Genomic DNA, 25,970 nt, shown 5'->3' on the forward strand with positions numbered 1-25,970 from the left:
ACACAACACTATTCATTATGAATAGTGTTTCTGTGTTTCGTTTCAATTAATGTTATCCATAATTTACTTTATATCGAGAGGAGCAAACCAACAATGATTAAACGTACGCTTAAACAGCTAGCTGCAATGATTCCAGGAAGTGTATTTCATAGCGGGAACGAAGCAGCTGTAATTGAGGGAGTCTCAATTGATACGAGAACCATTCAGCAAGGCAATTTATATATCCCAATTAAAGGGGAACGTTTTAACGGGCATGCATTTGTCGATAAAGCAATTGAAAACGGAGCGGTCGCTACTCTGTGGAACAAGGATGAAGAAAACCCACCGACAGACATTAGCGTTATTTTAGTCGATGATACGCTAGAAGCTCTTCAGCAATTAGCGAAATCCTATCGTCACGAGTTAGATATTAAAGTAGTGGGCATTACAGGAAGTAACGGAAAAACAACGGCAAAAGACATGGTGAAAGCTGTGCTTGATACAACTTACCGTGTTCTGAAAACAGATGGAAACTTTAATAATCATATCGGCATGCCGCTTACTATTTTGCGTTTAGATGAAACTCATGATATTGCAGTTTTAGAAATGGGCATGAGCAGCCGAGGTGAGATTGAGTTTCTTTCTAATTTAGCGGAGCCTGATGTGGCCATTATTACAAATATCGGAGAATCGCACCTTCAAGACTTAGGAAGCCGTGATGGAATCGCGGAGGCAAAATTAGAAATTACAAGCGGCTTAGCACCAACAGGTCAGCTTGTCTATAATGGTGATGAGCCGCTTTTAACGTCGCGCGTAGTTAATCCAGTATTTGAAACGGTGACATTTGGCAGCTCAGAACAAAACGATTTGTATCCAAGTGCTATTTCAGCTGAAGAGTTAGGAACAACATTCACTGTTTCACGTGAAACAACATATTCATTCTTTATCCCGGTATTAGGTAAACATAATGTTCACAATGCGCTTTCTGCGATTGCGGTAGGTCATTATTTTGGACTAGACAATAAAACAATCGCTAAGGGATTAAAAGAATTAAAGCTAACCAATATGCGTATGGAGCTCGTGAAACGAACAGATGGCCTGACCTTCATTAATGACGCATATAACGCAAGCCCAACGTCCGTTAAAGCTGCTATCACGTTGATGCATGATTTAGAAGGCTATAAGCAAAAAATTCTTGTTCTCGGGGATATGCTGGAGTTAGGCGATCAGGAAAAAGAGTTCCATAAAGAAGTGGGAGAGTTTATTCAAGCAGAAAAAATTGATTATGTTCTAACATACGGCCCCTTATCTGTTGAAATTGAGCAAGGAGCAAAAAATAATTTTGCAGAAGATAAGGCAATGCACTTTGAGGAGAAAGATGAGCTTGTTAAAAAATTAACAGCGATTACAACAAGAGAAGATGTGGTTTTAGTGAAAGCATCTCGAGGGATGAAGCTTGAGGAAGTTATCTCAAAAATGATGCATAAATTACCTTGATATTAAAAAGAGTATAAGTAAGCTCTATTGCAAACGGAAAGCCATAGTGTTATGATGTAGTCTGAGTGTCTTGAGGCGCTTATACTCTAAACGTTGAATTTATTGAAGTAGTCGTTTAGAGCATTTTCCGTTTCCTCGGAGAATGCTTTTTTTTGTAAAATATAGATAGTCTAAATATAAAAGGAGTTTGAAAAACTTGGCATTATTTCAAGATTTAGGATTAAGTCAACAGCTTAATAAAGCTGTGAGTAAAATGGGTTTTGAAGAAGCAACACCAATTCAATCAGAAACTATCCCATTAGCACTAGAAGGTCACGATTTGATCGGACAAGCACAAACAGGAACAGGGAAAACAGCGGCATTTGGTATTCCTCTTATCGAAAAAGTTGATGTAAACGTAGATGCAATTCAAGGATTAATTATTGCTCCTACTCGTGAACTTGCTGTACAGGTATCTGAAGAACTTTACAAAATTGGTCAAACAAAGCGTGTACGCGTACTATCAATTTATGGTGGTCAAGATATCAGTCGTCAAATTCGTGCATTGAAAAAGCACCCTCATATTATCGTAGGAACACCAGGACGTATGTTAGATCATATTAATCGTCGTACACTTCGTCTACAAGACGTTCATACAGTTATATTAGATGAAGCAGATGAAATGTTAAACATGGGATTCATCGAAGACATTGAAAAAATCTTATCAAACGTACCTGAGAACCACCAAACACTTTTATTCTCAGCAACAATGCCTACTCCAATTCGTCGCATTGCTGAAAAATTCATGAACGAACCAAAAGTGGTAAAAGTAAAAGCAAAAGAAGTAACGATGCCAAACATTACGCAGTACTATTTAGAGGTACAAGAAAAGCGTAAATTTGATATCCTTACTCGTCTTTTAGATATGCAATCACCTGAATTAGCTATCATCTTTGGTCGTACAAAACGCCGTGTTGATGAGTTATCAGAAGCATTAAATATGCGTGGTTATTCTGCTCAAGGTATCCATGGTGACTTGACGCAATCGAAACGTCTATCTGTACTACGTCAATTTAAAGAAGGTTCTATTGATGTATTAGTTGCGACTGACGTAGCTGCACGCGGACTTGATATCTCTGGTGTTACTCATGTATACAACTTTGATATCCCTCAAGATCCAGAGAGCTATGTACACCGTATCGGACGTACAGGACGTGCTGGTAAAATGGGTGCTGCTATGACATTTGTAACGCCAAGAGAAACTGGACAGTTACACAACATTGAGCGTACAACAAAACGTAAAATGGAGCGTATGACTCCTCCAACGCTTGATGAAGCAATGGAAGGTCAACAGCGTATTGCGGCTGACAAATTAACAGAATCTGTGACACAAGGCAACTTATCTTACTACAAACAGTTGGCAGAAGAGTTACTTGAAGAGCACGATTCAGTTTCATTAGTGGCAGCTGCAATTAAATTATTTACAAAAGAGCCAAACGAATCACCAATTCAATTAACTGCGGAACCACCGGTAATTGCAAAAGGTGATAAAAACAAACGTGGAAATGGCGGAGGTCGCTCACGTTCTAATTCTAAAAACTACTCACAGCAAAATCGTCGTGGAAACTCAAAGCGTTTTGGTGACAAGCGTCGCGGTGGAAGCAACGGCAGTGATAATAGAAATCGCAATAGCAGCAGTAATCGTAAAGATTCTCGCAGCAAAGCGTAAAACAAAAACGAGCCTTAACAGGCTCGTTTTTTTTATGTGTTAATTGCTATTTTATTGGTGCACACTATGAGTAAAATAAAATGGGGTGTTCACTGATGTCGACCATTGTTCGGTTAGGTTATGTGGCGATGAGCGTTCATTTGGAAAATAGTTCTCCTTCTCAAACAATGACTTTTGCACAATTTCAGCGTGTGAAAGATCATGAAGCGGCCATTCGCAAGCTCGAACGTATTGCAATATCCAACTTAGAAAACTGCTTACGGTTATTAAAACATAATGCATGGAGTGAAATTGAGTTTTTTCGATTCAGTTCTAAGCTAATTCCATTAGCTAACCATGACGCGCTAAAAGAGTGGAACTACATAGCTCCTTTAAAGGATGCTCTTCAGCGTATTTCTGTATTTTTGAAGGAACATCCAATGCGAGTAGATTTTCATCCGGATCATTTTGTTGTTTTAAACTCAACGGATAAAGAGGTTTTTAAGCATTCTATCCAAACTCTTCGCATGCATCAAAAGTTGCTGAAAGGAATGGATGTTCCGCTTCAAAATCGCTGTGTTTTACATGTTGGAGGAGCTTATAATGATAAAGAAAAAGCACTGGAGCAGTTTATTCATAATTGGGGGCTTGTACCTCAATCCATTCAGCAAATGATTATGTTAGAAAACGACGATACAACCTTTCATATAAAGGACGTCTTATATTTATGTGAAAAACTAAATGTCCCAATCATTTTTGATCTTCATCATCATCAGGCAAACAACGATGAAACTTCATGGCAAGAGCATTGGGACCGTATCATTAGAACATGGGAACATGAAACGCTTCCTCTTAAAATGCATATATCTAGTCCTAAAAGTGATAAAGAATTTAGAGCCCATGCAGATTATATCGATGTTAATGGGTTTTACAGCTTTTTAAAAGAAATAAATGGAACGATACCGCAAATTGATTGCATGATTGAAGCTAAGAAAAAAGATGAAGCGCTCTTTCAGTTAGTAAGAGATTTAAAGTCTTATGAAGATGTGGAATTTATTAACTCATCCACTTTTTATATTAAATCCTAAAGCAGGCCTCATATCTGTGGCTTGTTTTTCTGTTTGAACGCAAGAAAAGCGAGAAGAAATCCAGCAATACCTCCAGCGAAATGAGCTGTGTTGTTGGTTCCTGGTGTTAGCAGACCTGAAAGTAATCCAATAATTAAAAAGACGACAATGATTTGCTGGTTGCTTTTAGAAAGCATATGCTTTTGTTTTATGACAAGATAGAGGTAAAACCCAAGCAGCCCGAAAATAGCACCGGATGCACCCACATGGCTGTAAAAAGAAGATTGGATTAGAAATGTAACAATATTTCCAAGCAATCCACACGTAAGGTAGAATAGAAGAAACTTATAAGAAGAAAGAATACGCTCAGCACCTGGTCCTAACAAGAACAAGGAAAATGAGTTAAAAAGAAGGTGTGAAAAGCTTAGATGCAAAAAGATAGGTGTGAAAAGTCGCCAGTAGTCTCCTTGAGAAATTAAGCTATTCACACCAATAAGCTGATGTATAAAAGATTCTGCAAGGTGTGAGGGAAGAGCGGCAAGTAACCATAGCGCAATGTGGATGCAGATAAGCGTGAAGGTAACAGGGTAAAAACGTTTAAATTCAGCTGCATTTTCTGTGCGTACGAACATATTTGTCACTCCTTTTTATAAAGGCATTTTTATATACTATTCTGTAAGAGAGGATTAAATGAAAATGATTATAGGAACTGGAATTGATATTACAGAGTTAGAGCGGATTGAAAAAATGGTGCAACGGCAAAGCGCTTTTATTACTCGGATTTTAACAAAAAATGAAAAAGAACGCTATGAAAAGCTATCAAGCCGACGTAAGGTCGAATTTTTAGCAGGGAGATTTGCTGTGAAGGAAGCATATTCGAAAGCTCTTGGAACAGGAATAGGAAAAGATTTCAGCTTCCAAGATATCGAAGTTGTGAATGATGAAAGAGGAAAACCCCACATTGTTACAAAACAACCACTGGAAGCGTCTGTACACGTATCTATTTCGCACAGTGCGCACTATGCGATTGCTCAAGTAATTATTGAACGCTTGTCAAGCTAGTCTGCATATTCACTATTTCTTGTTCATATATTCATAGTGTGGATAGGGGAGACAAGATATGTTCTTGCTTCTCCGTTTAGCTGTGAATATACGAAATAAAGGAGTTGGGGAAATGCATAAAAAATGGATTGGCTTATTTGTTTGCGCCTTTTTTCTCTTAGCCTTATCAGCATGCGGTGAAAAAAGTCAGCAGGATGTAACAGATGCATTGGATGCCAAGGTACAAGAAATGGCGGGGTATAAATCAGATGCTAAGATGACATTGAATACAGGGAAAGATGCTCAAGTATACGATGTAGAGATTTGGCATAGTAAGCCTATGTATTATCGAGTGAATTTGAAAAATACAAAGAAAGATCAAAGCCAAATGATTTTGCGTAATGATGAAGGGGTTTTTGTTTTAACGCCGGCCTTAAATAAAAGCTTTCGTTTTCAAAGTGACTGGCCGCAAAATAGCAGTCAAGCTTATTTGTATGAATCCCTTGTCCAAGATATTGTGAAGGATGAAAAGGCAAGTTTTAAATCAACGGATAAGCATTATATTTTTGAAACAAAAACCAACTATCAAAATAGCACAATGCTTCCTAAACAAGAAATTACGCTGAACAAAAGTGACTTAGCGCCTGTGTCGGTTAAAATTATGGATACGGATAATAAAGTGTTAATAAAAGTTGATTTCTCTAAGGTGAAATTCGATTCTAAGTTTGATAAAGGGGCTTTTGATACAAAAAGAAACATGACAAGTGCAAAGATTGACATTCCGACATTAGCTCAGCAAAAATCATTTAGCGTTCTTTATCCTAAGGATGTTCCAAAAGGTACAAAGCTGTCCAAGGAAAAGAAAATTGAGACGGAAAATGGCGAGAGAGTCGTTTTAATGTACAAGGGAGAAAAGCCGTTTACGCTTGTACAAGAAAAAGCTCAAGTAGCTAAAACAGCAACATCTACAGTTACTGCCGGAGAGCCGTTTGATTTAGGTTTTACTGTGGGAGCTTTAACGAATAAAAGTCTATCTTGGACATATAATGGAGTAGACTTTATGCTGGCTTCTGATCAGCTAACACCAGATGAATTGAGTACAGTTGCTAGATCTGTGCAAAGTCAGATGGGAAAATAAGAGAAGCTTACAAGCCTGCATATATGTAGGCTTGTTCTTGCTTGATTTGAATAAAGATCGAGATGAAGTTTGGCTATAGATGTATTATACTAACAGAGGAAAGTACGTTTAGAATGGTTCTGAAAAAAGGAAGTGTCGTAGTAATGGATGCATTTTATAGAGAAACATGGGCAGAAATTGATGTAGAAGCCATTTTTCAAAATGTGAATCATGTAAGAGAACTGATACCGGGGCATAAAATGTTAATGGCCGTAGTAAAAGCGAATGCGTACGGGCATGGAGATAAAGAAGTAGCAGAGATTGCGCTTCAAGCTGGCGCTGATATGCTAGCTGTAGCTTTTCTGGATGAAGCTATTGCTCTTCGAAAAAAAGGAATAAAGGAATCCATTTTAGTATTAGGAGCCGTGCCTACCCTACACATTCAAACCGCATTGGAGTGGGATGTAACGGTCACTGCTTATAGCAAAGCTTGGATTGAAGAAGCAGCGTCCATTCTAGGTGAAAACAGTCAGCTGCATATGCACTTAAAAATAGATACAGGAATGGGTCGCTTAGGAATTAGAACAAAAGAAGAATTACACAAAACGATGAAGATCATCGCTTCTCATTCGGGATTTGTGCTGGATGGAGTGTTTACACACTTTGCAACAGCAGACGAGCTAAATTCGTCTTATTTTGAAGAACAATACACATTCTTTGAAGAAATGGTTGGAATTGTGAAAGAACATAATTTTACACCTCCGATGATTCACTGTGCAAATAGCGCAGCCTTGCTTCGTCGTCCGAACGATATCTTTAATGGCGTACGCTTAGGTATCTCTATGTATGGCTTGAGCCCTTCTGAGGAATTAAAAGAAGTTTTGCCAATTCCGTTAAAACAAGCTTTTTCGCTGCACAGCCGTATTGTGCATGTTAAAAAAGTCAAAAAAGGGAGTCATATCAGTTACGGAGCTACTTATGAAGCTAAAGAAGATGAATGGATTGCTACTATTCCAGTAGGATATGCAGACGGCTGGATTCGTAAATTAAGTAATTTTGAAGTGTTAGTAGATGGAGTTAAAGTGCCAATTGTTGGTAGAATATGCATGGATCAATTGATGATTAAATTGCCTAAAATGTATAAAATGGGCACGAAAGTCACATTTATTGGAAAACAAAAAGGTGCTGAAATTACAATTGATGAAGTAGCGAAGCATCTTGAAACAATTAATTATGAAATCCCTTGCATGGTTGCAGCAAGGGTTCCGAGGGTTTATACAAGAGATTCGCAGCATATTGATGTTAATAATTATATCTTGCGCTGAATATACATCTTCCTGAGTCAACATAAAAAGCCTGTGAACAAAAGACAATAAAATAATAACTTCCATGCATAAAAGAGGGTATCAATTGACGATAATAGTGTAGAAATTGACAGAATTAACTTTCCATTAAAGCTAATCAATGTTATGATAAGGAAAGATGAGACTATTGGTGTGTGTATTGATGTTGGAGGTGTATGTTTGTGTCTGAAGCGAGCGCAACTACAGAAATCCTAGTAAGATTACCGAAAAATTTAGTATCGGAGCTCGATCTTATGGTTAAACAAGAAAATGGCAACCGAAGTGATTTTATTCACCAAGCAACAAAATTGTACCTTCGTGAGCGAAAAAAACGCCATATTCGCGAATCAATGAGACGTGGATATATGGAGATGGCAAAGATAAACTTAAATATTGCTTCCGAGGCTTTTCTAGCAGAGTATGAAGCTGATCATACTGTGGATCGTTTAGTAAGCGGGGGGTAATGACTTGGTAGTCAAACGTGGCGACGTTTATTTTGCTGACCTATCTCCTGTTGTTGGCTCAGAACAAGGAGGCGTTCGCCCTGTACTTGTCATTCAAAATGATATAGGCAATCGTTTTAGCCCAACTGTTATTGTAGCTGCGATCACTGCTCAAATTCAAAAGGCAAAGTTACCTACGCATGTTGAAATTGATGCAAAGCGCTATGGATTTGAGCGAGATTCAGTTATTTTACTAGAACAAATTCGTACTATTGATAAACAGAGGCTAACAGACAAGATTACCCATTTAGATGATGAAATGATGGACAGAGTGGATGAAGCCTTGCAAATCAGTGTAGGACTTATCGACTTTTAGAATTATACTTCCATTTATGCTAAGTTGCTCCTTTATGAGCAACTTTTTTAATTTGACTAGGAATAATCAGTAAACGTATATTGTAATAAGAAACGTTTTAAAAATGATAATATATATATAGATATAAATGAGTGTATTGACTCACAAGGAGGACCTCATGAATCAAGATTTATTCAATTATATACAAAATCATAAATCAGAAATTTTTGATCGATGGCTAGTGTTAATGAATGATGTGGAAACAGAGCGGATTAAAAACATTGTATCTGAGCAAGTGTACGTAAATGTAAGCTCTGATTTTGTAAATTTACTTTTGGCAAAAGCATTCCGTGATCAGGAAAATTTTGCAGAGGAACTAGAGGAAGTAGTAGGACGAGTTGTGAGTTTAGGATGGCCTCTTGCTTATTTGACACAGGGTGTACGTAACTTGGGTCACGTAGTGGTTGAAGGGTATGTAAACAGTGAACATGCGAAGGCTGATCAAACTCATTCTGAATTATTCTATCGGTTTGACAAGTGGTTAAGTCCTATTTATAACAAAATAGTAGAACAATACTCCAACTCGTGGGAAAATACAGTTATGTTGCAAAAAGTTGCACTTCAAGAATTGTCTGCTCCATTAATACCGGTATTTGATAAAATTACAGTAATGCCGCTTGTAGGAACAATTGACACTGATCGTGCAAAGAAAATTATGGAAAACTTACTGCAAGGTGTCGTAAAGCACCGATCAGAGGTCGTATTAATAGATATTACCGGAGTACCAGTAGTGGATACGATGGTTGCGCATCATATCATTCAAGCTGCTGAAGCCGTACGTTTGGTTGGAGCCAAGTGTTTGTTAGTAGGAATTCGTCCGGAAATTGCTCAGACTATTGTGAACTTAGGTATTAACTTAAACGAAATTATTACGAAAAACTCATTAAAAAAAGGTGTAGAGTTTGCGTTAGAAATGACTGAGCGGAAAATAGTTGATATAGAATCGGAGGAATAAACGTGAGAATACCCATTTTGAAATTGTACGACTATTTATTGGTATCCATTCAATGGGAGCTGGATGATCAAACGGCTATTCAATTCCAAGAAGATTTGCTAAGTAAAATTCATCAAACTGGAGCAAAAGGAGTGGTAATCGACTTAACTTCAATTGATATGATCGATTCATTCATCGCAAAAGTGTTAGGTGACGTGGTTAGCATGTCTAATTTGATGGGGGCTAGAGTAGTATTAACAGGTATCCAGCCTGCAGTAGCTATTACACTTGTTGAGTTAGGGATTGGCCTAAATGATGTTCTTACTGCACTCGATTTAGAAAAAGGTCTTGAGAAACTCCAATCGGAATTGGGGGATTAGTATATGGAATTCCAATCCAGCGTAAAAATCGTAACAGAATGGGACATCGTAGCGGCACGCCAATTAGGTAGAAATGTGTCGAAAGAGCTAGGGTTTGGAACAGTTGACCAAGCTCGTATTACAACCGCCATTTCTGAATTAGCTCGTAATATTTACCTATATGCGGGTAAGGGTCAAATCTATATTGAGAAATTAAATCGTGGAGGAAAAAACGGTCTTCTTGTCGTAGCAACAGATGAAGGGCCAGGTATCCCCGACGTTCGCAAAGTAATGGAAGATGGATACTCAACATCGGGTGGACTAGGAGCTGGGCTTCCTGGGGTGAAACGATTGATGGATGAGTTTGACATCGAAACAAATGTCGGAGAAGGTACTGAGATTAAAGCAGTTAAGTGGCTCCGGTAGGAGGAAATAGATAATGTCTTTTGATAAAGAGATGAGAGATTTATACAAAGATATTTTGGGGAACTATATCCAAACACAAAATGAACAAATTTTGTATCAAGGACAAAAACTAAGTAGAAAATCTTTAGAGAATGAAATATCACCAGAAGATATTGTGAGCATTCATAAAGAAGTGATTGAAGAAATTTATTCTGATATTCCAGAAAAAGTGCTGCATTCTCTGGACTTTTTACTTGAGGTAATGATTAGCTACGGTCTTGCTCTTCGTGAGCATCAAACATTAAAAAATAAGCAGCGGGAACTTCGTTCTGAAATTGAAGTTGCCGCTAACGTCCAGCAGACGCTGTTAGGGACAAAGGTTCCGGCTAGTTCAACTTTAGAAATTGGCGCGATTAGCGTACCGGCTAAACAGATGAACGGAGATTATTTTCACTTTGTAGAAGAAGAACACGGTGGGTTAAGTATTGCCATTGCCGATGTGATCGGAAAAGGAATTCCAGCTGCAATGTGTATGTCTATGATCAAGTATGCAATGGACAGCTTACCGGACTCAAGAAAAAACCCAAGTTACGTATTAGAGAACTTGAATAATATTGTAGAGCGAAACGTAGATCCAAGTATGTTTATTACGATGTTCTATGGAAGCTATAATCCCGAGACAAACTTATTTGATTATGCATCTGCAGGGCATGAGCCAGGCTTTTATTATGACGCTAAAGCTGATTCATTTGAAGATTTGGAAGCAAAAGGACTCGTGCTAGGAGTCGATCGCCATGTGAAATATCTTCAGTACGAGCAGCAGCTTTCAAAAGGCGATATGATTGTTCTGTTAACAGATGGCGTAACAGAATGCAGAACTGAAGAAGGATTTATTGAAAGATTGGACATCATAAAATTAATTCGAAAATATATGCATTTGTCTCCTCAAGAAATTGTAGAATCTGTATATAAAGAGCTGGAAAAACTACAGCATTTTCAATTGAGGGATGATTTTACATTGATTATTTTGAAGAGTTTAGTTTAAGTATTCTAAATAAGGGTACAGAAAAGATAGCACAAAATTAGAGGGGGTCTACTAATACGATGAATTTAAAAATAGATATACAAAAGGACGGTCACGCATATCGTATTAAGCTGGCTGGAGAGATTGACGCATATACAGCACCTAAGCTAAAAGAAAAGTTCATGGAAATTACTGAACATACTGAACCGGAAATTATAGTCGATTTAACCGATGTATCATACATGGATAGTACAGGACTAGGTGTATTTATTGCATTGTTAAAAGCCAATAAGAAAAATAACGGCTCTTTGAAATTTGTTGGTGTATCAGAGCGCATCAAGCGCTTATTTGATATTACGGGCCTTACAGACATTTTAAACGTGAATTCACAAGTAGAAGGTGGCGTAAAATGAAACAGCCTTATGACTTTGTTGAGATGAAGATTCCTGCTAAGCCGGACTATGTAGCGATTATTCGACTGACGCTATCTGGTGTAGCAAACCGGATGGGTTTTTCTTATGATGAAATTGAAGATATGAAAATTGCTGTCAGTGAGGCATGTACAAATGCCGTGCAGCATGCTTATAAAAGCGACGAAAATGGTGAAGTTAAAGTAGGTTTTGGTTTATTTGATGACCGTTTAGAAATCATGGTGGTCGATAAAGGTGAAAGCTTCAATTTTGAAGAGCTTAAGGAACATATAGGACCTTATGAAACATCAAAAGAAGTTGAATTTCTTCCTGAAGGTGGACTTGGTTTATATTTAATTGAAACACTAATGGACGAAGTGAAAATGGTCAATTCAAAAGGTGTAACGCTAATGATGACTAAGTATGTGCAAAGAGAGCAGGTGGAGAGTGATGAAAACACAGTCTCAACCTATGAAATTAACTAAAGAACAGGTTCAGGAACGAATTGAGCGCTTTCAAAAAACGCAGGATGAAGAAGCACAAAGTGATCTAGTAGTACATTACAAGAACCTTGTTGAATCTATTGCACGTCGTTATTCAAAAGGCAGAAGCTTACATGAAGATATTGTGCAGGTAGGGATGCTAGGACTGTTAGGAGCTATTAGAAGGTATGATGCTTCATTTGGAAGAAGCTTTGAATCGTTTGCTGTTCCTACAATCATTGGAGAGATTAAGCGATTTTTGCGCGATAAAACGTGGAGTGTTCACGTGCCGCGCCGCATCAAAGAATTAGGTCCTAAAATTAAAGCAGCTGTCGAAGAGCTAACAACCCGTTTACAGCGATCTCCTCAAGTTAAAGAAATTGCTGATCATATCGGAGTGACAGAGGAAGAAATTTTAGAAACGATGGAGATGGGGCAAAGTTATCAAGCGTTGTCTGTTGATCATTCCATTGAAGCAGACTCTGATGGAAGCACTGTTACAATCCTTGATTTAGTAGGTGAACAAGAGTCGGGTTATGAGAAAACTGATCAGCGCTTAGTGTTAGAAAAGATTCTGCATGTCTTAAGCGATAGAGAAAAAGAAGTGATTCGCTATACATTTATTGAAAATCTGAGTCAAAAAGATGCCGGTGAGAAGTTAGGAATTTCTCAAATGCATGTATCTCGACTGCAAAGAAGAGCGCTTGATAAGCTAAGAACTGCAGCTCGCTCAGATTCTAACGATTCGGAGTATATGTCGTGATGACAGTAGACCCTAATACAAAGTCGATTCAAACTCATATATACCAAGAGCCGAAGCAAGGGAACGTTTGTTGTGGAGACAGTTACTATGTCAAAGAAACGGATGACTATTTTCTATGTGCAGTGGCAGATGGATTAGGAAGCGGTGAACAAGCCAGAGCCGCTTCTGTAGCTGTTACGGATGTAGCGAAAGATCATCATCATCTAGATGTGGATGAGATCATTTCTAAGTGCAACAAAGCTACTCGACATACAAGAGGCGCAGCAGTAGCTATTTTGAAAATTGATAAAAAACATAACGAATTTCATTATACAAATGTAGGTAATATCCGCTTTTATCTGTATTCTCCGGAGGGGAAATTAACGTACCCTCTGCCAATTCAAGGTTTTTTATCAGGGAAAATTCAAAAGTTCCGCACACAAACCTTCCCATATGACTCCGGTTCTAAATTTTTGATTCATACAGATGGCTTAGAATTAAAAGAGATTAAATCTGTTTTTGCTAACTCGATGAGTGTAGATCAATTGTCGACACGGCTACAGGCAGCAATTCGATCTCATAATGACGATATTACGTATATCGCTGGCCATCTTCCAACTGCATAGCCTTTCTTTTTAGCTCACATGTGTTATTGCATGTGAGTTTTGTTACAATAGAGACAAAGTTTCATTTAGGTAGGAGGATAAGCTGTGTCTGTTGCAACGAAATTAGATAATCAAATTGTTCAACGTGTAAGTAAAGAGGTGGAGATTTCACAAAAGCAAGTACAAAACGTAATTGCTTTAGTAGAAGACGGTAATACAGTTCCCTTTATTGCTCGATATAGAAAAGAACAAACTGGTGCTTTGGATGAAGTCCAAATCCGGAATATTTTAGATTCCTGGAACTACTTAATGAATTTAGAGGAGCGTAAAGAGGAAGTTCTTCGATTAATTGAAGAACAAGGGAAATTAACTGAGGAACTGGCTGCTCAAATTCATCAAGCGAAGAAATTGCAGCAAGTAGAAGATTTATACCGCCCCTTTAAGCAAAAACGACGTACAAAAGCAACTGTAGCAAAAGAAAAAGGTCTTGAACCATTAGCACAGTGGCTACTAAGCTTTCCACGTTCTGACGTGAAGAATGAAGCGCAAGCATACATAAATGAAGAAGTGGGAGTTCAATCTTCTGACGAAGCTATTCAGGGAGCTCTAGACATTGTAGCGGAACAAATTTCTGACGAAGCGTCTTATCGTCAATGGATTCGTACGACCACTGTAAAAGATGGCATAATTGTTACTTCAGTCAAAGATCCGGAAAAAGATGAAAAAAACATCTATGAAATGTACTATGAATATACAGAAGCGGTAAAGCGAATCGTTCCTCATCGTATCTTAGCTATGAATAGAGGAGAAAAAGACGGTATTTTAAAAGTGAATATTGATGCGCCTACAGATCGTATTCTTTCGTATTTACATAAACAAGTAATCAAAAAAAGGGATTCTTCAGCCGAAAGTTATATCATCTCAGCTATAGAAGATGCTTATAAACGCTTAATAGAACCATCTATTGAACGCGAAATCCGTAAAGAGCTATCAGAAAAAGCGGAAGAAAGAGCCATTCACATCTTTTCTGAAAACTTACGAAAACTTCTTCTCCAACCTCCATTGAAAGGGAAAGTAGTATTAGGGGTAGATCCAGCTTTTCGAACAGGCTGCAAATTAGCTGTAGTAGATGAAACGGGCAAGGTATTAAAAATTGATGTTATTTATCCACATCCTCCTGTGAGAAAAGCAGCGGAAGCGCAAAATAAATTAAAGAAAATGTTCGCTGAATACCCTATTGAAGTAGTAGCAATTGGAAACGGAACGGCATCTCGCGAAACGGAGCAATTTGTAGCGGATGTTCTTAAAGAAATTGAAAACCCAGTTTATTATTTGATTGTGAATGAAGCGGGAGCAAGCGTATATTCGGCTTCTGATGTTGCTAGAGAGGAATTTCCTGATTTTCAAGTAGAAGAGCGAAGCGCTGTATCGATTGCCAGAAGGCTGCAAGATCCGCTGGCTGAACTTGTGAAAATTGATCCTAAGTCGGTAGGGGTAGGGCAGTATCAGCATGATGTGTCTCAAAAGCAATTAAATGATTCACTGACTTTTATTGTAGAGACAGTAGTAAACCAAGTAGGAGTAAATGCAAACACGGCTTCTGCTTCGCTTCTACAATACGTTGCTGGTCTAAATAAGACAGTTGCTCAAAACATTGTAAAATATCGGGATGAAAACGGAAAATTCTCTAACCGAAAACAGTTGAAGAAAATTCCGCGTCTAGGTGCTAAAACCTATGAGCAGTGTATTGGGTTTTTACGTATTATAGAAGGTGAAGAACCTTTAGACAGAACGGGTATCCATCCTGAAACATATGGAGACGTTAAAAAGCTTTTAAAGAAAGCGGAAGTGAAAGAGACTGAGCTTGGAACGGAGAAAGTAAAAGAAGCATTAAAACATATTTCTTTACCCGAAATATCAGAAGAACTAAGTATAGGAGAGCTTACTTTAAAAGACATTATAGAAGCGCTCGTAAGACCGGAAAGAGATCCTCGTGATGAACTGCCAAAACCTTTGCTACGTCAGGATATTTTGAAGCTAGAGGATCTAGCAAAAGGTATTCAGCTTGAAGGTACAGTGCGAAACGTCGTAGACTTCGGAGCGTTCATCGATATAGGAGTTAAGCAAGACGGTCTAGTCCATATTTCTAAATTAACGAATCGGTACGTTAAGCACCCCCTCGATGTCGTTTCAGTAGGAGATTTGGTGAATGTGTGGGTAGAAGACGTAGACATGAAAAAAGGAAGAGTTGCACTGACGATGATTCCGCCCCATCAATAATAAAATTGCCTTTTCAGATTTTCTGAAAAGGCAATTTTATTTGTAAAAAGAAGTGATTTAAGAAGCGGAATTATTTTTTTGATAAAAAAACCAACATTGATTGAGCAATTTTATTTGTGCGCGGTCTTTCTCAGAATAAGCGCGCCTCATTTGTTTTTGTAGCCACATTGGCATAAGGGCAATCACTCCTTTTCATTTATGATAAGGTGAATAGTGAGTATGTAATGAAGTGTATGCCCAAAGAGCTAGTCAGGTGATTTCATACAGTAGAGGAGTATATAAGATGAATGATAAAGATTTACAAATACTTGTAGAAGAAATTTCATTGAAGCTGTTTCACAAACCATTTCGTCATGAAGCCACTTTTAATTCTCGTTTACGTACGACAGGTGGAAGGTATTTATTAAGTACATCTAATATAGAAGTAAACTACAAATACTTTGAACAATATGGCAGGCAAGAAATAGTAGCAATCATTAAACATGAGCTCTGTCATTATCATTTGCATATTGAGGGGAAAGGGTATAAGCATGGAGATCAAGACTTTAAAAGGCTAATGAAAGAAGTAGGCGCCCCTCGATTTTGTCAGGCATTGAAAAAAGAAAGTGATGGAAAGAAAAAAGAGCACATATATGTATGTATGCAGTGTGATCAAAAATATGTTCGAAAAAGAAAAGTGAACACGGTTAAATATGTTTGTGGAAAGTGTAAAGGTAAATTAAAAAAAATGTAGAAGATGCTTGACTAAAATAGATTGATTATGATAAATTAATAAAGCCGTCTCAAATAAACGGCAAAGAAATTACAAAAACTTATTGACATTACATATAATGTCGATTACAATGTAAGAAGTCTGATAAATATTATTCCACAGTAGCTCAGTGGTAGAGCTATCGGCTGTTAACCGATCGGTCGTAGGTTCGAGTCCTACCTGTGGAGCCATATGGAGAAGTACTCAAGTGGCTGAAGAGGCGCCCCTGCTAAGGGTGTAGGTCGTGTAAGCGGCGCGAGGGTTCAAATCCCTCCTTCTCCGCCATTTTATAATGGCCCGTTGGTCAAGCGGTTAAGACACCGCCCTTTCACGGCGGTAACACGGGTTCGAATCCCGTACGGGTCACCATTGATTTTCATTTACATATTCTGTGGAGGATTAGCTCAGCTGGGAGAGCACCTGCCTTACAAGCAGGGGGTCGGCGGTTCGATCCCGTCATCCTCCACCATTTGACTGTTTTATACATAATTTTGGATGGTCCCGTGGTGTAGCGGTTAACATGCCTGCCTGTCACGCAGGAGATCGCGGGTTCGATTCCCGTCGGGACCGCCATTTTAAATTATTGGGCTATCGCCAAGCGGTAAGGCAACGGATTTTGATTCCGTCATGCGTTGGTTCGAATCCAGCTAGCCCAGCCATAAAGAGCCATTAGCTCAGTTGGTAGAGCATCTGACTTTTAATCAGAGGGTCGAAGGTTCGAGTCCTTCATGGCTCATTTTCATTTCTTGCGGGTGTGGCGGAATTGGCAGACGCGCTAGACTTAGGATCTAGTGTCTTTACGACGTGGGGGTTCAAGTCCCTTCACCCGCATCTTATTCATTTTATGTATTTAGCGGTCGTGGCGGAATGGCAGACGCGCTAGGTTGAGGGCCTAGTGGGGGCGACCCCGTGGAGGTTCAAGTCCTCTCGGCCGCACCAAAAAAACTTTTTAAAAAAGTGTTGACATAAGAAAACAGAAATGATATTATAATAAAGTCGCCAAAACAACGGCGGTAAACATCATAAGAAGCGCCCGTAGCTCAATTGGATAGAGCGTTTGACTACGGATCAAAAGGTTAGGGGTTCGACTCCTCTCGGGCGCGCCATATTGCGGGTGTAGTTTAGTGGTAAAACCTCAGCCTTCCAAGCTGATGTCGTGAGTTCGATTCTCATCACCCGCTCCAAATATATTGAACTTTGAAAACTGAACAAAGCGACAAACGTCAACGTTAATTTTTATTTTTTAAATGAGCAAGTCAAACATTTCTTCGGAGAGTTTGATCCTGGCTCAGGATGAACGCTGGCGGCGTGCCTAATACATGCAAGTCGAGCGAACTGATTAGAAGCTTGCTTCTATGACGTTAGCGGCGGACGGGTGAGTAACACGTGGGCAACCTGCCTGTAAGACTGGGATAACTTCGGGAAACCGAAGCTAATACCGGATAGGATCTTCTCCTTCATGGGAGATGATTGAAAGATGGTTTCGGCTATCACTTACAGATGGGCCCGCGGTGCATTAGCTAGTTGGTGAGGTAACGGCTCACCAAGGCAACGATGCATAGCCGACCTGAGAGGGTGATCGGCCACACTGGGACTGAGACACGGCCCAGACTCCTACGGGAGGCAGCAGTAGGGAATCTTCCGCAATGGACGAAAGTCTGACGGAGCAACGCCGCGTGAGTGATGAAGGCTTTCGGGTCGTAAAACTCTGTTGTTAGGGAAGAACAAGTACGAGAGTAACTGCTCGTACCTTGACGGTACCTAACCAGAAAGCCACGGCTAACTACGTGCCAGCAGCCGCGGTAATACGTAGGTGGCAAGCGTTATCCGGAATTATTGGGCGTAAAGCGCGCGCAGGCGGTTTCTTAAGTCTGATGTGAAAGCCCACGGCTCAACCGTGGAGGGTCATTGGAAACTGGGGAACTTGAGTGCAGAAGAGAAAAGCGGAATTCCACGTGTAGCGGTGAAATGCGTAGAGATGTGGAGGAACACCAGTGGCGAAGGCGGCTTTTTGGTCTGTAACTGACGCTGAGGCGCGAAAGCGTGGGGAGCAAACAGGATTAGATACCCTGGTAGTCCACGCCGTAAACGATGAGTGCTAAGTGTTAGAGGGTTTCCGCCCTTTAGTGCTGCAGCTAACGCATTAAGCACTCCGCCTGGGGAGTACGGTCGCAAGACTGAAACTCAAAGGAATTGACGGGGGCCCGCACAAGCGGTGGAGCATGTGGTTTAATTCGAAGCAACGCGAAGAACCTTACCAGGTCTTGACATCCTCTGACAACTCTAGAGATAGAGCGTTCCCCTTCGGGGGACAGAGTGACAGGTGGTGCATGGTTGTCGTCAGCTCGTGTCGTGAGATGTTGGGTTAAGTCCCGCAACGAGCGCAACCCTTGATCTTAGTTGCCAGCATTTAGTTGGGCACTCTAAGGTGACTGCCGGTGACAAACCGGAGGAAGGTGGGGATGACGTCAAATCATCATGCCCCTTATGACCTGGGCTACACACGTGCTACAATGGATGGTACAAAGGGCTGCAAGACCGCGAGGTCAAGCCAATCCCATAAAACCATTCTCAGTTCGGATTGTAGGCTGCAACTCGCCTACATGAAGCTGGAATCGCTAGTAATCGCGGATCAGCATGCCGCGGTGAATACGTTCCCGGGCCTTGTACACACCGCCCGTCACACCACGAGAGTTTGTAACACCCGAAGTCGGTGGAGTAACCGTAAGGAGCTAGCCGCCTAAGGTGGGACAGATGATTGGGGTGAAGTCGTAACAAGGTAGCCGTATCGGAAGGTGCGGCTGGATCACCTCCTTTCTAAGGATTTTTACATGACGTACGTTTTGACACTTTGTTCAGTTTTGAGAGTTCAATCTCTCAATTATAGAAAGCACACTACTTTCTTCTTATTAGATAAGAAGAATTTTGGTTGCGATTGTTCTTTGAAAACTAGATAACAGTAATTGCTGAGGAAAAGTGAAACTTTTCTTTAATCAAACCAATAAATAACACAACAATATGTTGTACCATTTATTCGCTAATGGTTAAGTTAGAAAGGGCGCACGGTGAATGCCTTGGCACTAGGAGCCGATGAAGGACGGGACTAACACCGATATGCTTCGGGGAGCTGTAAGTGAGCTTTGATCCGGAGATTTCCGAATGGGGAAACCCACTGTTCGTAATGGAACAGTATCTTTATCTGAATACATAGGATATTGAAGGCAGACCCGGGGAACTGAAACATCTAAGTACCCGGAGGAAGAGAAAGCAAATGCGATTTCCTGAGTAGCGGCGAGCGAAACGGAATTAGCCCAAACCAAGAGGCTTGCCTCTTGGGGTTGTAGGACACTCTATACGGAGTTACAAAGGAACGAAGTAAATGAAGCGACCTGGAAAGGTCCGTCGAAGAAGGTAACAACCCTGTAGTTGAAACTTCGTTCCCTCTTGAGTGGATCCTGAGTACGGCGGAACACGTGAAATTCCGTCGGAAGCTGGGAGGACCATCTCCCAAGGCTAAATACTACCTAGTGACCGATAGTGAACCAGTACCGTGAGGGAAAGGTGAAAAGCACCCCGGAAGGGGAGTGAAAGAGATCCTGAAACCGTGTGCCTACAAGTAGTCAGAGCCCGTTAACGGGTGATGGCGTGCCTTTTGTAGAATGAACCGGCGAGTTACGATCCCATGCAAGGTTAAGCTGATAAGGCGGAGCCGTAGCGAAAGCGAGTCTGAATAGGGCGTTTAGTATGTGGTTGTAGACCCGAAACCAGGTGATCTACCCATGTCCAGGGTGAAGTTCAGGTAACACTGAATGGAGGCCCGAACCCACGCACGTTGAAAAGTGCGGGGATGAGGTGTGGGTAGCGGAGAAATTCCAATCGAACCTGGAGATAGCTGGTTCTCTCCGAAATAGCTTTAGGGCTAGCCTCATGTTGTGAGAGTCTTGGAGGTAGAGCACTGATTGGACTAGGGGCCCCCAACGGGTTACCGAATTCAGTCAAACTCCGAATGCCAAAGACTTATCCATGGGAGTCAGACTGCGAGTGATAAGATCCGTAGTCAAAAGGGAAACAGCCCAGACCACCAGCTAAGGTCCCCAAGTATACGTTAAGTGGAAAAGGATGTGGAGTTGCTTAGACAACCAGGATGTTGGCTTAGAAGCAGCCACCATTTAAAGAGTGCGTAATAGCTCACTGGTCGAGTGACTCTGCGCCGAAAATGTACCGGGGCTAAACGTATCACCGAAGCTGTGGATTGACATCTTTGATGTCAGTGGTAGGAGAGCGTTCTAAGTGCAGCGAAGTCAGACCGTAAGGACTGGTGGAGCGCTTAGAAGTGAGAATGCCGGTATGAGTAGCGAAAGACAAGTGAGAATCTTGTCCACCGAATGCCTAAGGTTTCCTGAGGAAGGCTCGTCCGCTCAGGGTTAGTCGGGACCTAAGCCGAGGCTGAAAAGCGTAGGCGATGGCCAACAGGTTGATATTCCTGTACCACCTCCCCGCCGTTTGAGTAATGGGGGGACGCAGTAGGATAGGGTAAGCGCGCTGCTGGATATGCGCGTTCAAGCAGTTAGGCTGATGAGTAGGCAAATCCGCTCATCATAAAGGCTGAGCTGTGATGACGAGGGAATTATAGTACCGAAGTTCCTGATTCCACACTGCCAAGAAAAGCCTCTAGCGAGGCGGGAGGTGCCCGTACCGCAAACCGACACAGGTAGGCGAGGAGAGAATCCTAAGGTGATCGAGAGAACTCTCGTTAAGGAACTCGGCAAAATGACCCCGTAACTTCGGGAGAAGGGGTGCTCTGGTAGGGTGTATAGCCCGAGAGAGCCGCAGTGAATAGGCCCAGGCGACTGTTTAGCAAAAACACAGGTCTCTGCGAAGCCGCAAGGCGAAGTATAGGGGCTGACGCCTGCCCGGTGCTGGAAGGTTAAGAGGAGGGGTTATCCTTTGGGAGAAGCTCTGAATCGAAGCCCCAGTAAACGGCGGCCGTAACTATAACGGTCCTAAGGTAGCGAAATTCCTTGTCGGGTAAGTTCCGACCCGCACGAAAGGCGTAACGATCTGGGCACTGTCTCAACGAGAGACTCGGTGAAATTATAGTACCTGTGAAGATGCAGGTTACCCGCGACAGGACGGAAAGACCCCGTGGAGCTTTACTGTAGCCTGATATTGAATTTTGGTACAGCTTGTACAGGATAGGTAGGAGCCTGAGAAACCGGAGCGCTAGCTTCGGTGGAGGCGTCGGTGGGATACTACCCTGGCTGTATTGAAATTCTAACCCGCGGCCCTGATCGGGCCGGGAGACAGTGTCAGGTGGGCAGTTTGACTGGGGCGGTCGCCTCCTAAAATGTAACGGAGGCGCCCAAAGGTTCCCTCAGAATGGTTGGAAATCATTCGTAGAGTGTAAAGGCACAAGGGAGCTTGACTGCGAGACCTACAAGTCGAGCAGGGACGAAAGTCGGGCTTAGTGATCCGGTGGTTCCGCATGGAAGGGCCATCGCTCAACGGATAAAAGCTACCCCGGGGATAACAGGCTTATCTCCCCCAAGAGTCCACATCGACGGGGAGGTTTGGCACCTCGATGTCGGCTCATCGCATCCTGGGGCTGTAGTCGGTCCCAAGGGTTGGGCTGTTCGCCCATTAAAGCGGTACGCGAGCTGGGTTCAGAACGTCGTGAGACAGTTCGGTCCCTATCCGTCGTGGGCGTAGGAAATTTGAGAGGAGCTGTCCTTAGTACGAGAGGACCGGGATGGACACACCGCTGGTGTACCAGTTGTCTTGCCAAAGGCATCGCTGGGTAGCTATGTGTGGACGGGATAAGTGCTGAAAGCATCTAAGCATGAAGCCCCCCTCAAGATGAGATTTCCCATAGCGCAAGCTAGTAAGATCCCTGAAAGATGATCAGGTTGATAGGTCAGAGGTGGAAGCGTGGCGACATGTGTAGCTGACTGATACTAATCGATCGAGGACTTAACCAAAACTTTAAAAGCGTAAGCTTTACTCAGCAAACTGTTACCTAGTTTTGAGAGAATAATCTCATATAAATGTCTAGTGATAATGGCAAAGAGGTCACACCCGTTCCCATACCGAACACGGAAGTTAAGCTCTTTAGCGCCGATGGTAGTTGGGACTTTGTCCCTGTGAGAGTAGGACATCGCTAGGCATTTTTATTTTGCTTTTTTATCATCGCGGGGTGGAGCAGTTCGGTAGCTCGTCGGGCTCATAACCCGAAGGTCGCAGGTTCAAATCCTGTCCCCGCAACCAACATGGTCCCGTGGTGTAGCGGTTAACATGCCTGCCTGTCACGCAGGAGATCGCGGGTTCGATTCCCGTCGGGACCGCCATGTTTTAGAAACGAAACAATGTGTTTCGTCTTTTTTATTGTTTGAACCATTTTTATATAAAACTTTACCGTCCTTAGGAGCAATCCTAAGGAATTTTTTATATACAAAGAAATTTCTTTATAGAATTGCGATGTTAAAGATTGTTGGATTTCTTACTGGATATGTATAGTCCACAACGTTTACAATATATATATACAGATTGAAATGAGGTTCTGAATGAATGACAGAGATTAACGAATTTACGTTTATGTCTACGTCTCCTGATGAAACTAATCAGCTGGCTGCTCGTCTAGCAACTTTATTAGAAGCTGGTGACTTGCTGCTGCTTGAAGGCGATTTGGGAGCTGGAAAGACAACATTCACAAAAAGTTTAGCTAAAGGATTAGGAATTGAACGCAATGTGAATAGCCCGACATTTACGATCATTAAAGAATACAAAAGCGGTCGCCTTCCTCTTTATCATATGGATGTGTACCGTCTAGGGGATGAATTTGAAGACCTAGGGTTCGATGAGTATTTTGAAGGAGATGGCGTGACGGTCGTGGAGTGGGCTCATCTGATTGAAGAGCAGCTTCCTAATGAATATATTCAAATCAATATTTACCATGAAAACGAAACGACTCGTAAAATCCTTGTGAAAGCGATAGGCAGTCGGTACGTTGAAATATGTAAGGAGCTTTTTAAAAGATGAAAATGTTAGCCATTGATACATCCAATTTTGTCATGGGTGTTGCTGTCGTTGAAGAAAACAAAGTAATTGGAGAAATTATTACGAATCTAAAAAAGAATCACTCCGTTCGTGTGATGAACGCTGTGGAATCTTTGTTAAAGGATTGTGATATTGCGCCAAGCGAGCTAGACCGTATTGTAGTGGCACACGGTCCAGGATCTTATACAGGTGTACGCATTGGCGTTACCATTGCCAAGACACTTGCTTGGACTTTAAATATTCCTTTAATAGGTGTATCTAGCCTTGAGGCACTAGCAGCAAACGGTCGCTATTTTGATGGGTATATTGCTCCGTTATTTGATGCGCGCCGTCAACAGCTTTATACAGGACTATATGAATGGAATAACGAACGAGGTCTTCTAGAAGTTGAAAGTGATCGACTTGTTATTAATAAAGACTGGGCGGAACATTTAAAGTCATACAACAAACCTATTTTATTCATAGGCAATGATCTTCCCATGCATGAAGAGGCGTTAAAAGAAGTGTTGGGTGAACAAGCTGTATTTGCCCATGTTCAGCAGTTTAATCCAAGACCAAGTGAATTGGCTTTCTTAGGAATGAAGAAAGAGCCGCAGTCTGTGCATACTTTTGTTCCGAACTACATTCGTTTAGCTGAAGCCGAAGCCAACTGGCTTGCTTCACAGCAAAAAGGATAAAAGAAGGTATAAACATGAAACTAACAATTAAGTTTCGTTTAATGGAAGTTAAAGATATTGATCAAGTAGTGAAAATCGAAGAGAAGTCTTTTACGACACCTTGGAGTTCAGAAGCGTTTCAAAATGAGTTAACCAATAATCAATTTTCAACTTACATTGTGATGGAGGAAGGAGAAAATATTATTGGGTATTGCGGAACGTGGATTGTTATTGACGAAGCACATGTAACCAACATTGCGCTATTGCCAGACTACCGAGGCAAGGGACTCGGTGAATTGCTGCTGCGCAACGTGATGGACGTTCTTCGAAAACTAGGTGCTACGTCAATGACATTAGAAGTTAGGGTATCTAATCATATTGCACAATCATTGTATCAAAAGCTAGGTTTTAAACCTGGAGGTATTCGTAAGAATTATTATTCTGATAACAATGAGGATGCATTAGTTATGTGGGTGAATTTATGAGTGAAAATCAATTAATTTTAGCATTAGAAACAAGCTGTGATGAGACAGCAGCAGCCGTGATTCGAAACGGTCATGAAATTGTAGCCAATGTGGTGGCCTCTCAAATAGAAAGCCATAAACGATTTGGCGGTGTCGTACCGGAAATTGCATCTCGTCATCATGTAGAACAAATTACGGTAGTAGTTGAAGAAACTTTAAATCAAGCGAACTTGACGTTTGCAGATATTGATGCAATAGCTGTAACGGAAGGACCAGGGCTTGTGGGAGCACTTCTTATTGGCGTAAATGCAGCCAAAGCGCTAGCATTTGCACATCAAAAGCCATTAATTGGTGTTCATCATATTGCAGGACATATTTATGCGAATCAGCTAATCAAAAAATTAGAATTTCCCCTTTTATCGCTAGTTGTATCTGGAGGGCATACGGAGCTTGTATACATGGAAAGTCACGGTCAGTTTAAAGTGATTGGTGAAACGAGAGATGATGCAGCAGGAGAAGCCTACGATAAAGTAGCCCGCACGTTAAACCTTCCATATCCAGGCGGACCTCATATTGACCGCCTTGCACATGAAGGAGAGCCATTAATTGATTTGCCGCGTGCTTGGCTAGAAGAAGGATCCTATGATTTTAGTTTCAGTGGATTAAAATCAGCAGTTATTAACACTGTCCACAACGCGAAGCAAAAAGGTGAAGAAATTCTTCCACAAACGCTTGCTGCGAGCTTTCAAGCGAGTGTCATTGATGTGTTAGTAACTAAAACCGTTAAAGCTGCAAAGGAATATAACGTTAAGCAAGTTTTATTAGCAGGAGGAGTTGCTGCTAATAAAGGACTTAGAGCAGCGCTAGAAGAGGCGTTCGCACCATTATCAAACATTGAGCTGATTATCCCGCCGCTATCTCTATGCACGGATAATGCCGCAATGATTGGAGCAGCAGCAAGCGTACGATTTGCTCAAGGAAAACGTTCAGATATGTCATTAAATGCAAACCCCGGTTTGGACTTGGAAGAGTAAGTGACGAATGAGATTTATTTCTCATTCGTCTTTTTTTGTGGATAAAAATGATTTATCAACAATATTCAATAAATTTAGAATTGACTGTGGATAATTATGTGGAAAAGTCCGTGCACTCAGTACACGGACCTGTTATCAACAAGTTTTAATTATGAAAATCAGACAGATATCCACTATTTATT

24 protein-coding genes, 13 tRNA genes and 3 rRNA genes are annotated in these 25,970 nt (G+C 41.1%); 38 read left to right on the top strand and 2 right to left on the bottom strand.

What is annotated here, in order from left to right; all coding sequences use genetic code 11:
• The first annotated feature begins 93 nt into the window (after positions 1-93).
• From U9R83_RS01090 to uvsE, 3 genes are all read left to right on the top strand, one after another.
• Positions 94-1,476 (top strand): UDP-N-acetylmuramoyl-tripeptide--D-alanyl-D-alanine ligase, encoded by a 1,383-nt coding sequence (locus U9R83_RS01090; RefSeq protein WP_243550134.1) that lies wholly within the window; start codon positions 94-96, stop codon positions 1,474-1,476.
• 196 nt (positions 1,477-1,672) lie between these two features.
• Positions 1,673-3,184 carry a DEAD/DEAH box helicase gene (locus U9R83_RS01095; protein WP_042992387.1) on the top strand — a complete coding sequence of 504 codons (1,512 nt, stop codon included), beginning with the start codon at positions 1,673-1,675 and terminating at the stop codon, positions 3,182-3,184.
• 95 nt (positions 3,185-3,279) lie between these two features.
• Positions 3,280-4,251 carry a UV DNA damage repair endonuclease UvsE gene (gene uvsE / locus U9R83_RS01100; RefSeq protein WP_115652913.1) on the top strand — a complete coding sequence of 324 codons (972 nt, stop codon included), beginning with the start codon at positions 3,280-3,282 and terminating at the stop codon, positions 4,249-4,251.
• An 8-nt stretch (positions 4,252-4,259) separates the two neighbouring features.
• On the opposite strand, the gene U9R83_RS01105 is transcribed toward uvsE, so the two are convergent.
• On the bottom strand, positions 4,260-4,862 hold the full coding sequence (locus tag U9R83_RS01105; protein WP_014461974.1) for a rhomboid family intramembrane serine protease: 603 nt from the start codon (positions 4,860-4,862) through the stop codon (positions 4,260-4,262).
• 64 nt (positions 4,863-4,926) lie between these two features.
• On the opposite strand from U9R83_RS01105, the gene acpS reads away from it, so the two are divergent.
• From acpS to U9R83_RS01175, 14 genes are all read left to right on the top strand, one after another.
• On the top strand, positions 4,927-5,292 hold the full coding sequence (gene acpS, locus U9R83_RS01110) for a holo-ACP synthase (RefSeq protein ID WP_115655114.1): 366 nt from the start codon (positions 4,927-4,929) through the stop codon (positions 5,290-5,292).
• Positions 5,293-5,350: 58 nt separating this feature from the next.
• The gene (locus U9R83_RS01115) at positions 5,351-6,409 is read left to right on the top strand and encodes a LolA family protein (RefSeq protein WP_116739693.1); all 1,059 of its coding nucleotides are present in this window, start codon (positions 5,351-5,353) and stop codon (positions 6,407-6,409) included.
• Positions 6,410-6,552: 143 nt separating this feature from the next.
• Positions 6,553-7,713 carry an alanine racemase gene (gene alr / locus U9R83_RS01120; protein ID WP_372460956.1) on the top strand — a complete coding sequence of 387 codons (1,161 nt, stop codon included), beginning with the start codon at positions 6,553-6,555 and terminating at the stop codon, positions 7,711-7,713.
• Positions 7,714-7,913: 200 nt separating this feature from the next.
• On the top strand, positions 7,914-8,195 hold the full coding sequence (locus U9R83_RS01125) for a CopG family ribbon-helix-helix protein (protein ID WP_013055003.1): 282 nt from the start codon (positions 7,914-7,916) through the stop codon (positions 8,193-8,195).
• 4 nt (positions 8,196-8,199) lie between these two features.
• A complete protein-coding gene (gene ndoA / locus U9R83_RS01130) occupies positions 8,200-8,550 on the top strand; it encodes a type II toxin-antitoxin system endoribonuclease NdoA (RefSeq protein ID WP_013055004.1) in 351 nt (116 codons plus the stop codon).
• Between the two features lie 157 nt (positions 8,551-8,707).
• Positions 8,708-9,544 carry an RsbT co-antagonist protein RsbRA gene (locus tag U9R83_RS01135; protein ID WP_014461969.1) on the top strand — a complete coding sequence of 279 codons (837 nt, stop codon included), beginning with the start codon at positions 8,708-8,710 and terminating at the stop codon, positions 9,542-9,544.
• A gap of 2 nt (positions 9,545-9,546) precedes the next feature.
• Complete coding sequence (locus U9R83_RS01140; RefSeq protein ID WP_013055006.1) at positions 9,547-9,903, top strand: STAS domain-containing protein; 357 nt, start codon at positions 9,547-9,549, stop codon at positions 9,901-9,903.
• A 3-nt stretch (positions 9,904-9,906) separates the two neighbouring features.
• Complete coding sequence (locus tag U9R83_RS01145) at positions 9,907-10,308, top strand: anti-sigma regulatory factor (protein WP_013055007.1); 402 nt, start codon at positions 9,907-9,909, stop codon at positions 10,306-10,308.
• Positions 10,309-10,321: 13 nt separating this feature from the next.
• On the top strand, positions 10,322-11,332 hold the full coding sequence (locus U9R83_RS01150; RefSeq protein ID WP_013055008.1) for a PP2C family protein-serine/threonine phosphatase: 1,011 nt from the start codon (positions 10,322-10,324) through the stop codon (positions 11,330-11,332).
• A gap of 59 nt (positions 11,333-11,391) precedes the next feature.
• Complete coding sequence (locus U9R83_RS01155; protein ID WP_014461968.1) at positions 11,392-11,724, top strand: anti-sigma factor antagonist; 333 nt, start codon at positions 11,392-11,394, stop codon at positions 11,722-11,724.
• Positions 11,721-12,206 (top strand): anti-sigma B factor RsbW, encoded by a 486-nt coding sequence (gene rsbW, locus U9R83_RS01160; protein WP_014461967.1) that lies wholly within the window; start codon positions 11,721-11,723, stop codon positions 12,204-12,206. The genes U9R83_RS01155 and rsbW overlap by 4 nt, the downstream gene beginning before the upstream one ends.
• Complete coding sequence (gene sigB, locus U9R83_RS01165; protein ID WP_013055011.1) at positions 12,172-12,966, top strand: RNA polymerase sigma factor SigB; 795 nt, start codon at positions 12,172-12,174, stop codon at positions 12,964-12,966. Before rsbW ends, sigB begins: the two co-directional genes overlap by 35 nt.
• Positions 12,966-13,571, top strand: coding sequence for a PP2C family serine/threonine-protein phosphatase (locus tag U9R83_RS01170; protein WP_328575449.1), 606 nt, complete (start codon positions 12,966-12,968; stop codon positions 13,569-13,571). Before sigB ends, U9R83_RS01170 begins: the two co-directional genes overlap by 1 nt.
• An 84-nt stretch (positions 13,572-13,655) precedes the next feature.
• Complete coding sequence (locus U9R83_RS01175; RefSeq protein ID WP_014461965.1) at positions 13,656-15,830, top strand: Tex family protein; 2,175 nt, start codon at positions 13,656-13,658, stop codon at positions 15,828-15,830.
• A gap of 57 nt (positions 15,831-15,887) precedes the next feature.
• On the opposite strand, the gene cmpA is transcribed toward U9R83_RS01175, so the two are convergent.
• A complete protein-coding gene (cmpA, locus tag U9R83_RS01180) occupies positions 15,888-16,004 on the bottom strand; it encodes a cortex morphogenetic protein CmpA (RefSeq protein WP_013055014.1) in 117 nt (38 codons plus the stop codon).
• 109 nt (positions 16,005-16,113) lie between these two features.
• On the opposite strand from cmpA, the gene U9R83_RS01185 reads away from it, so the two are divergent.
• From U9R83_RS01185 to tsaD, 21 genes are all read left to right on the top strand, one after another.
• A complete protein-coding gene (locus U9R83_RS01185) occupies positions 16,114-16,563 on the top strand; it encodes a SprT family protein (protein ID WP_115652917.1) in 450 nt (149 codons plus the stop codon).
• Positions 16,564-16,697: 134 nt separating this feature from the next.
• Positions 16,698-16,772, top strand: a tRNA-Asn gene (locus U9R83_RS01190).
• A 3-nt stretch (positions 16,773-16,775) separates the two neighbouring features.
• A tRNA-Ser gene (locus tag U9R83_RS01195) sits at positions 16,776-16,866 on the top strand.
• A gap of 9 nt (positions 16,867-16,875) precedes the next feature.
• Positions 16,876-16,950: transfer RNA gene (locus U9R83_RS01200), tRNA-Glu, on the top strand.
• A 24-nt stretch (positions 16,951-16,974) separates the two neighbouring features.
• A tRNA-Val gene (locus U9R83_RS01205) sits at positions 16,975-17,050 on the top strand.
• Between the two features lie 28 nt (positions 17,051-17,078).
• Positions 17,079-17,154: transfer RNA gene (locus tag U9R83_RS01210), tRNA-Asp, on the top strand.
• Between the two features lie 11 nt (positions 17,155-17,165).
• Positions 17,166-17,240 (top strand) — tRNA-Gln (locus U9R83_RS01215).
• A 4-nt stretch (positions 17,241-17,244) separates the two neighbouring features.
• Positions 17,245-17,317, top strand: a tRNA-Lys gene (locus U9R83_RS01220).
• A 12-nt stretch (positions 17,318-17,329) separates the two neighbouring features.
• Positions 17,330-17,412 (top strand) — tRNA-Leu (locus tag U9R83_RS01225).
• 22 nt (positions 17,413-17,434) lie between these two features.
• Positions 17,435-17,520: transfer RNA gene (locus U9R83_RS01230), tRNA-Leu, on the top strand.
• 90 nt (positions 17,521-17,610) lie between these two features.
• A tRNA-Arg gene (locus tag U9R83_RS01235) sits at positions 17,611-17,687 on the top strand.
• Positions 17,688-17,691: 4 nt separating this feature from the next.
• Positions 17,692-17,765: transfer RNA gene (locus tag U9R83_RS01240), tRNA-Gly, on the top strand.
• A gap of 81 nt (positions 17,766-17,846) precedes the next feature.
• Positions 17,847-19,398: ribosomal RNA gene (locus tag U9R83_RS01245) — 16S ribosomal RNA — on the top strand.
• Positions 19,399-19,623: 225 nt separating this feature from the next.
• A 23S ribosomal RNA gene (locus tag U9R83_RS01250) occupies positions 19,624-22,559 on the top strand.
• Between the two features lie 69 nt (positions 22,560-22,628).
• Positions 22,629-22,744, top strand: a 5S ribosomal RNA gene (rrf, locus tag U9R83_RS01255).
• Together the 16S, 23S and 5S rRNA genes with 13 tRNA genes alongside form the textbook arrangement of a ribosomal RNA operon.
• A gap of 24 nt (positions 22,745-22,768) precedes the next feature.
• Positions 22,769-22,845: transfer RNA gene (locus U9R83_RS01260), tRNA-Met, on the top strand.
• A gap of 4 nt (positions 22,846-22,849) precedes the next feature.
• Positions 22,850-22,925 (top strand) — tRNA-Asp (locus U9R83_RS01265).
• 220 nt (positions 22,926-23,145) lie between these two features.
• Entirely contained in the window at positions 23,146-23,616 is a 471-nt protein-coding gene (tsaE, locus tag U9R83_RS01270) for a tRNA (adenosine(37)-N6)-threonylcarbamoyltransferase complex ATPase subunit type 1 TsaE (RefSeq protein WP_014461963.1), read from the top strand.
• Positions 23,613-24,311: a tRNA (adenosine(37)-N6)-threonylcarbamoyltransferase complex dimerization subunit type 1 TsaB gene (tsaB, locus tag U9R83_RS01275; protein ID WP_014461962.1), complete on the top strand. Its 699-nt coding sequence runs from the start codon at positions 23,613-23,615 to the stop codon at positions 24,309-24,311. Before tsaE ends, tsaB begins: the two co-directional genes overlap by 4 nt.
• Before the next feature lie 14 nt (positions 24,312-24,325).
• Positions 24,326-24,775 (top strand): ribosomal protein S18-alanine N-acetyltransferase, encoded by a 450-nt coding sequence (gene rimI / locus U9R83_RS01280; protein WP_013055018.1) that lies wholly within the window; start codon positions 24,326-24,328, stop codon positions 24,773-24,775.
• Entirely contained in the window at positions 24,772-25,788 is a 1,017-nt protein-coding gene (gene tsaD, locus U9R83_RS01285; RefSeq protein ID WP_042992603.1) for a tRNA (adenosine(37)-N6)-threonylcarbamoyltransferase complex transferase subunit TsaD, read from the top strand. The genes rimI and tsaD overlap by 4 nt, the downstream gene beginning before the upstream one ends.
• Positions 25,789-25,970: the final 182 nt, after the last annotated feature.

It is taken from the genome of Priestia sp. LL-8 (assembly GCF_036227845.1).
GTDB classification, from domain to species: Bacteria; Bacillota; Bacilli; order Bacillales; family Bacillaceae_H; genus Priestia; species Priestia zanthoxyli.

Excerpts from the sequence above, each read along its gene's own strand:
- tsaE (WP_014461963.1), top strand. The coding sequence starts at position 23,146 with ATGACAGAGATTAACGAATTTACGTTTATGTCTACGTCTCCTGATGAA.
- alr (WP_372460956.1), top strand. The coding sequence starts at position 6,553 with ATGGATGCATTTTATAGAGAAACATGGGCAGAAATTGATGTAGAAGCC.
- U9R83_RS01115 (WP_116739693.1), top strand. The coding sequence starts at position 5,351 with ATGTTCTTGCTTCTCCGTTTAGCTGTGAATATACGAAATAAAGGAGTT.
- tsaD (WP_042992603.1), top strand. The coding sequence starts at position 24,772 with ATGAGTGAAAATCAATTAATTTTAGCATTAGAAACAAGCTGTGATGAG.
- U9R83_RS01090 (WP_243550134.1), top strand. The coding sequence starts at position 94 with ATGATTAAACGTACGCTTAAACAGCTAGCTGCAATGATTCCAGGAAGT.
- U9R83_RS01145 (WP_013055007.1), top strand. The coding sequence starts at position 9,907 with ATGGAATTCCAATCCAGCGTAAAAATCGTAACAGAATGGGACATCGTA.
- acpS (WP_115655114.1), top strand. The coding sequence starts at position 4,927 with ATGATTATAGGAACTGGAATTGATATTACAGAGTTAGAGCGGATTGAA.
- U9R83_RS01155 (WP_014461968.1), top strand. The coding sequence starts at position 11,392 with ATGAATTTAAAAATAGATATACAAAAGGACGGTCACGCATATCGTATT.
- rimI (WP_013055018.1), top strand. The coding sequence starts at position 24,326 with ATGAAACTAACAATTAAGTTTCGTTTAATGGAAGTTAAAGATATTGAT.
- rsbW (WP_014461967.1), top strand. The coding sequence starts at position 11,721 with ATGAAACAGCCTTATGACTTTGTTGAGATGAAGATTCCTGCTAAGCCG.
- uvsE (WP_115652913.1), top strand. The coding sequence starts at position 3,280 with ATGTCGACCATTGTTCGGTTAGGTTATGTGGCGATGAGCGTTCATTTG.
- U9R83_RS01185 (WP_115652917.1), top strand. The coding sequence starts at position 16,114 with ATGAATGATAAAGATTTACAAATACTTGTAGAAGAAATTTCATTGAAG.
- sigB (WP_013055011.1), top strand. The coding sequence starts at position 12,172 with ATGAAAACACAGTCTCAACCTATGAAATTAACTAAAGAACAGGTTCAG.
- U9R83_RS01135 (WP_014461969.1), top strand. The coding sequence starts at position 8,708 with ATGAATCAAGATTTATTCAATTATATACAAAATCATAAATCAGAAATT.
- cmpA (WP_013055014.1), bottom strand. The coding sequence starts at position 16,004 with ATGCCAATGTGGCTACAAAAACAAATGAGGCGCGCTTATTCTGAGAAA.
- U9R83_RS01170 (WP_328575449.1), top strand. The coding sequence starts at position 12,966 with ATGACAGTAGACCCTAATACAAAGTCGATTCAAACTCATATATACCAA.
- U9R83_RS01150 (WP_013055008.1), top strand. The coding sequence starts at position 10,322 with ATGTCTTTTGATAAAGAGATGAGAGATTTATACAAAGATATTTTGGGG.
- U9R83_RS01105 (WP_014461974.1), bottom strand. The coding sequence starts at position 4,862 with ATGTTCGTACGCACAGAAAATGCAGCTGAATTTAAACGTTTTTACCCT.
- tsaB (WP_014461962.1), top strand. The coding sequence starts at position 23,613 with ATGAAAATGTTAGCCATTGATACATCCAATTTTGTCATGGGTGTTGCT.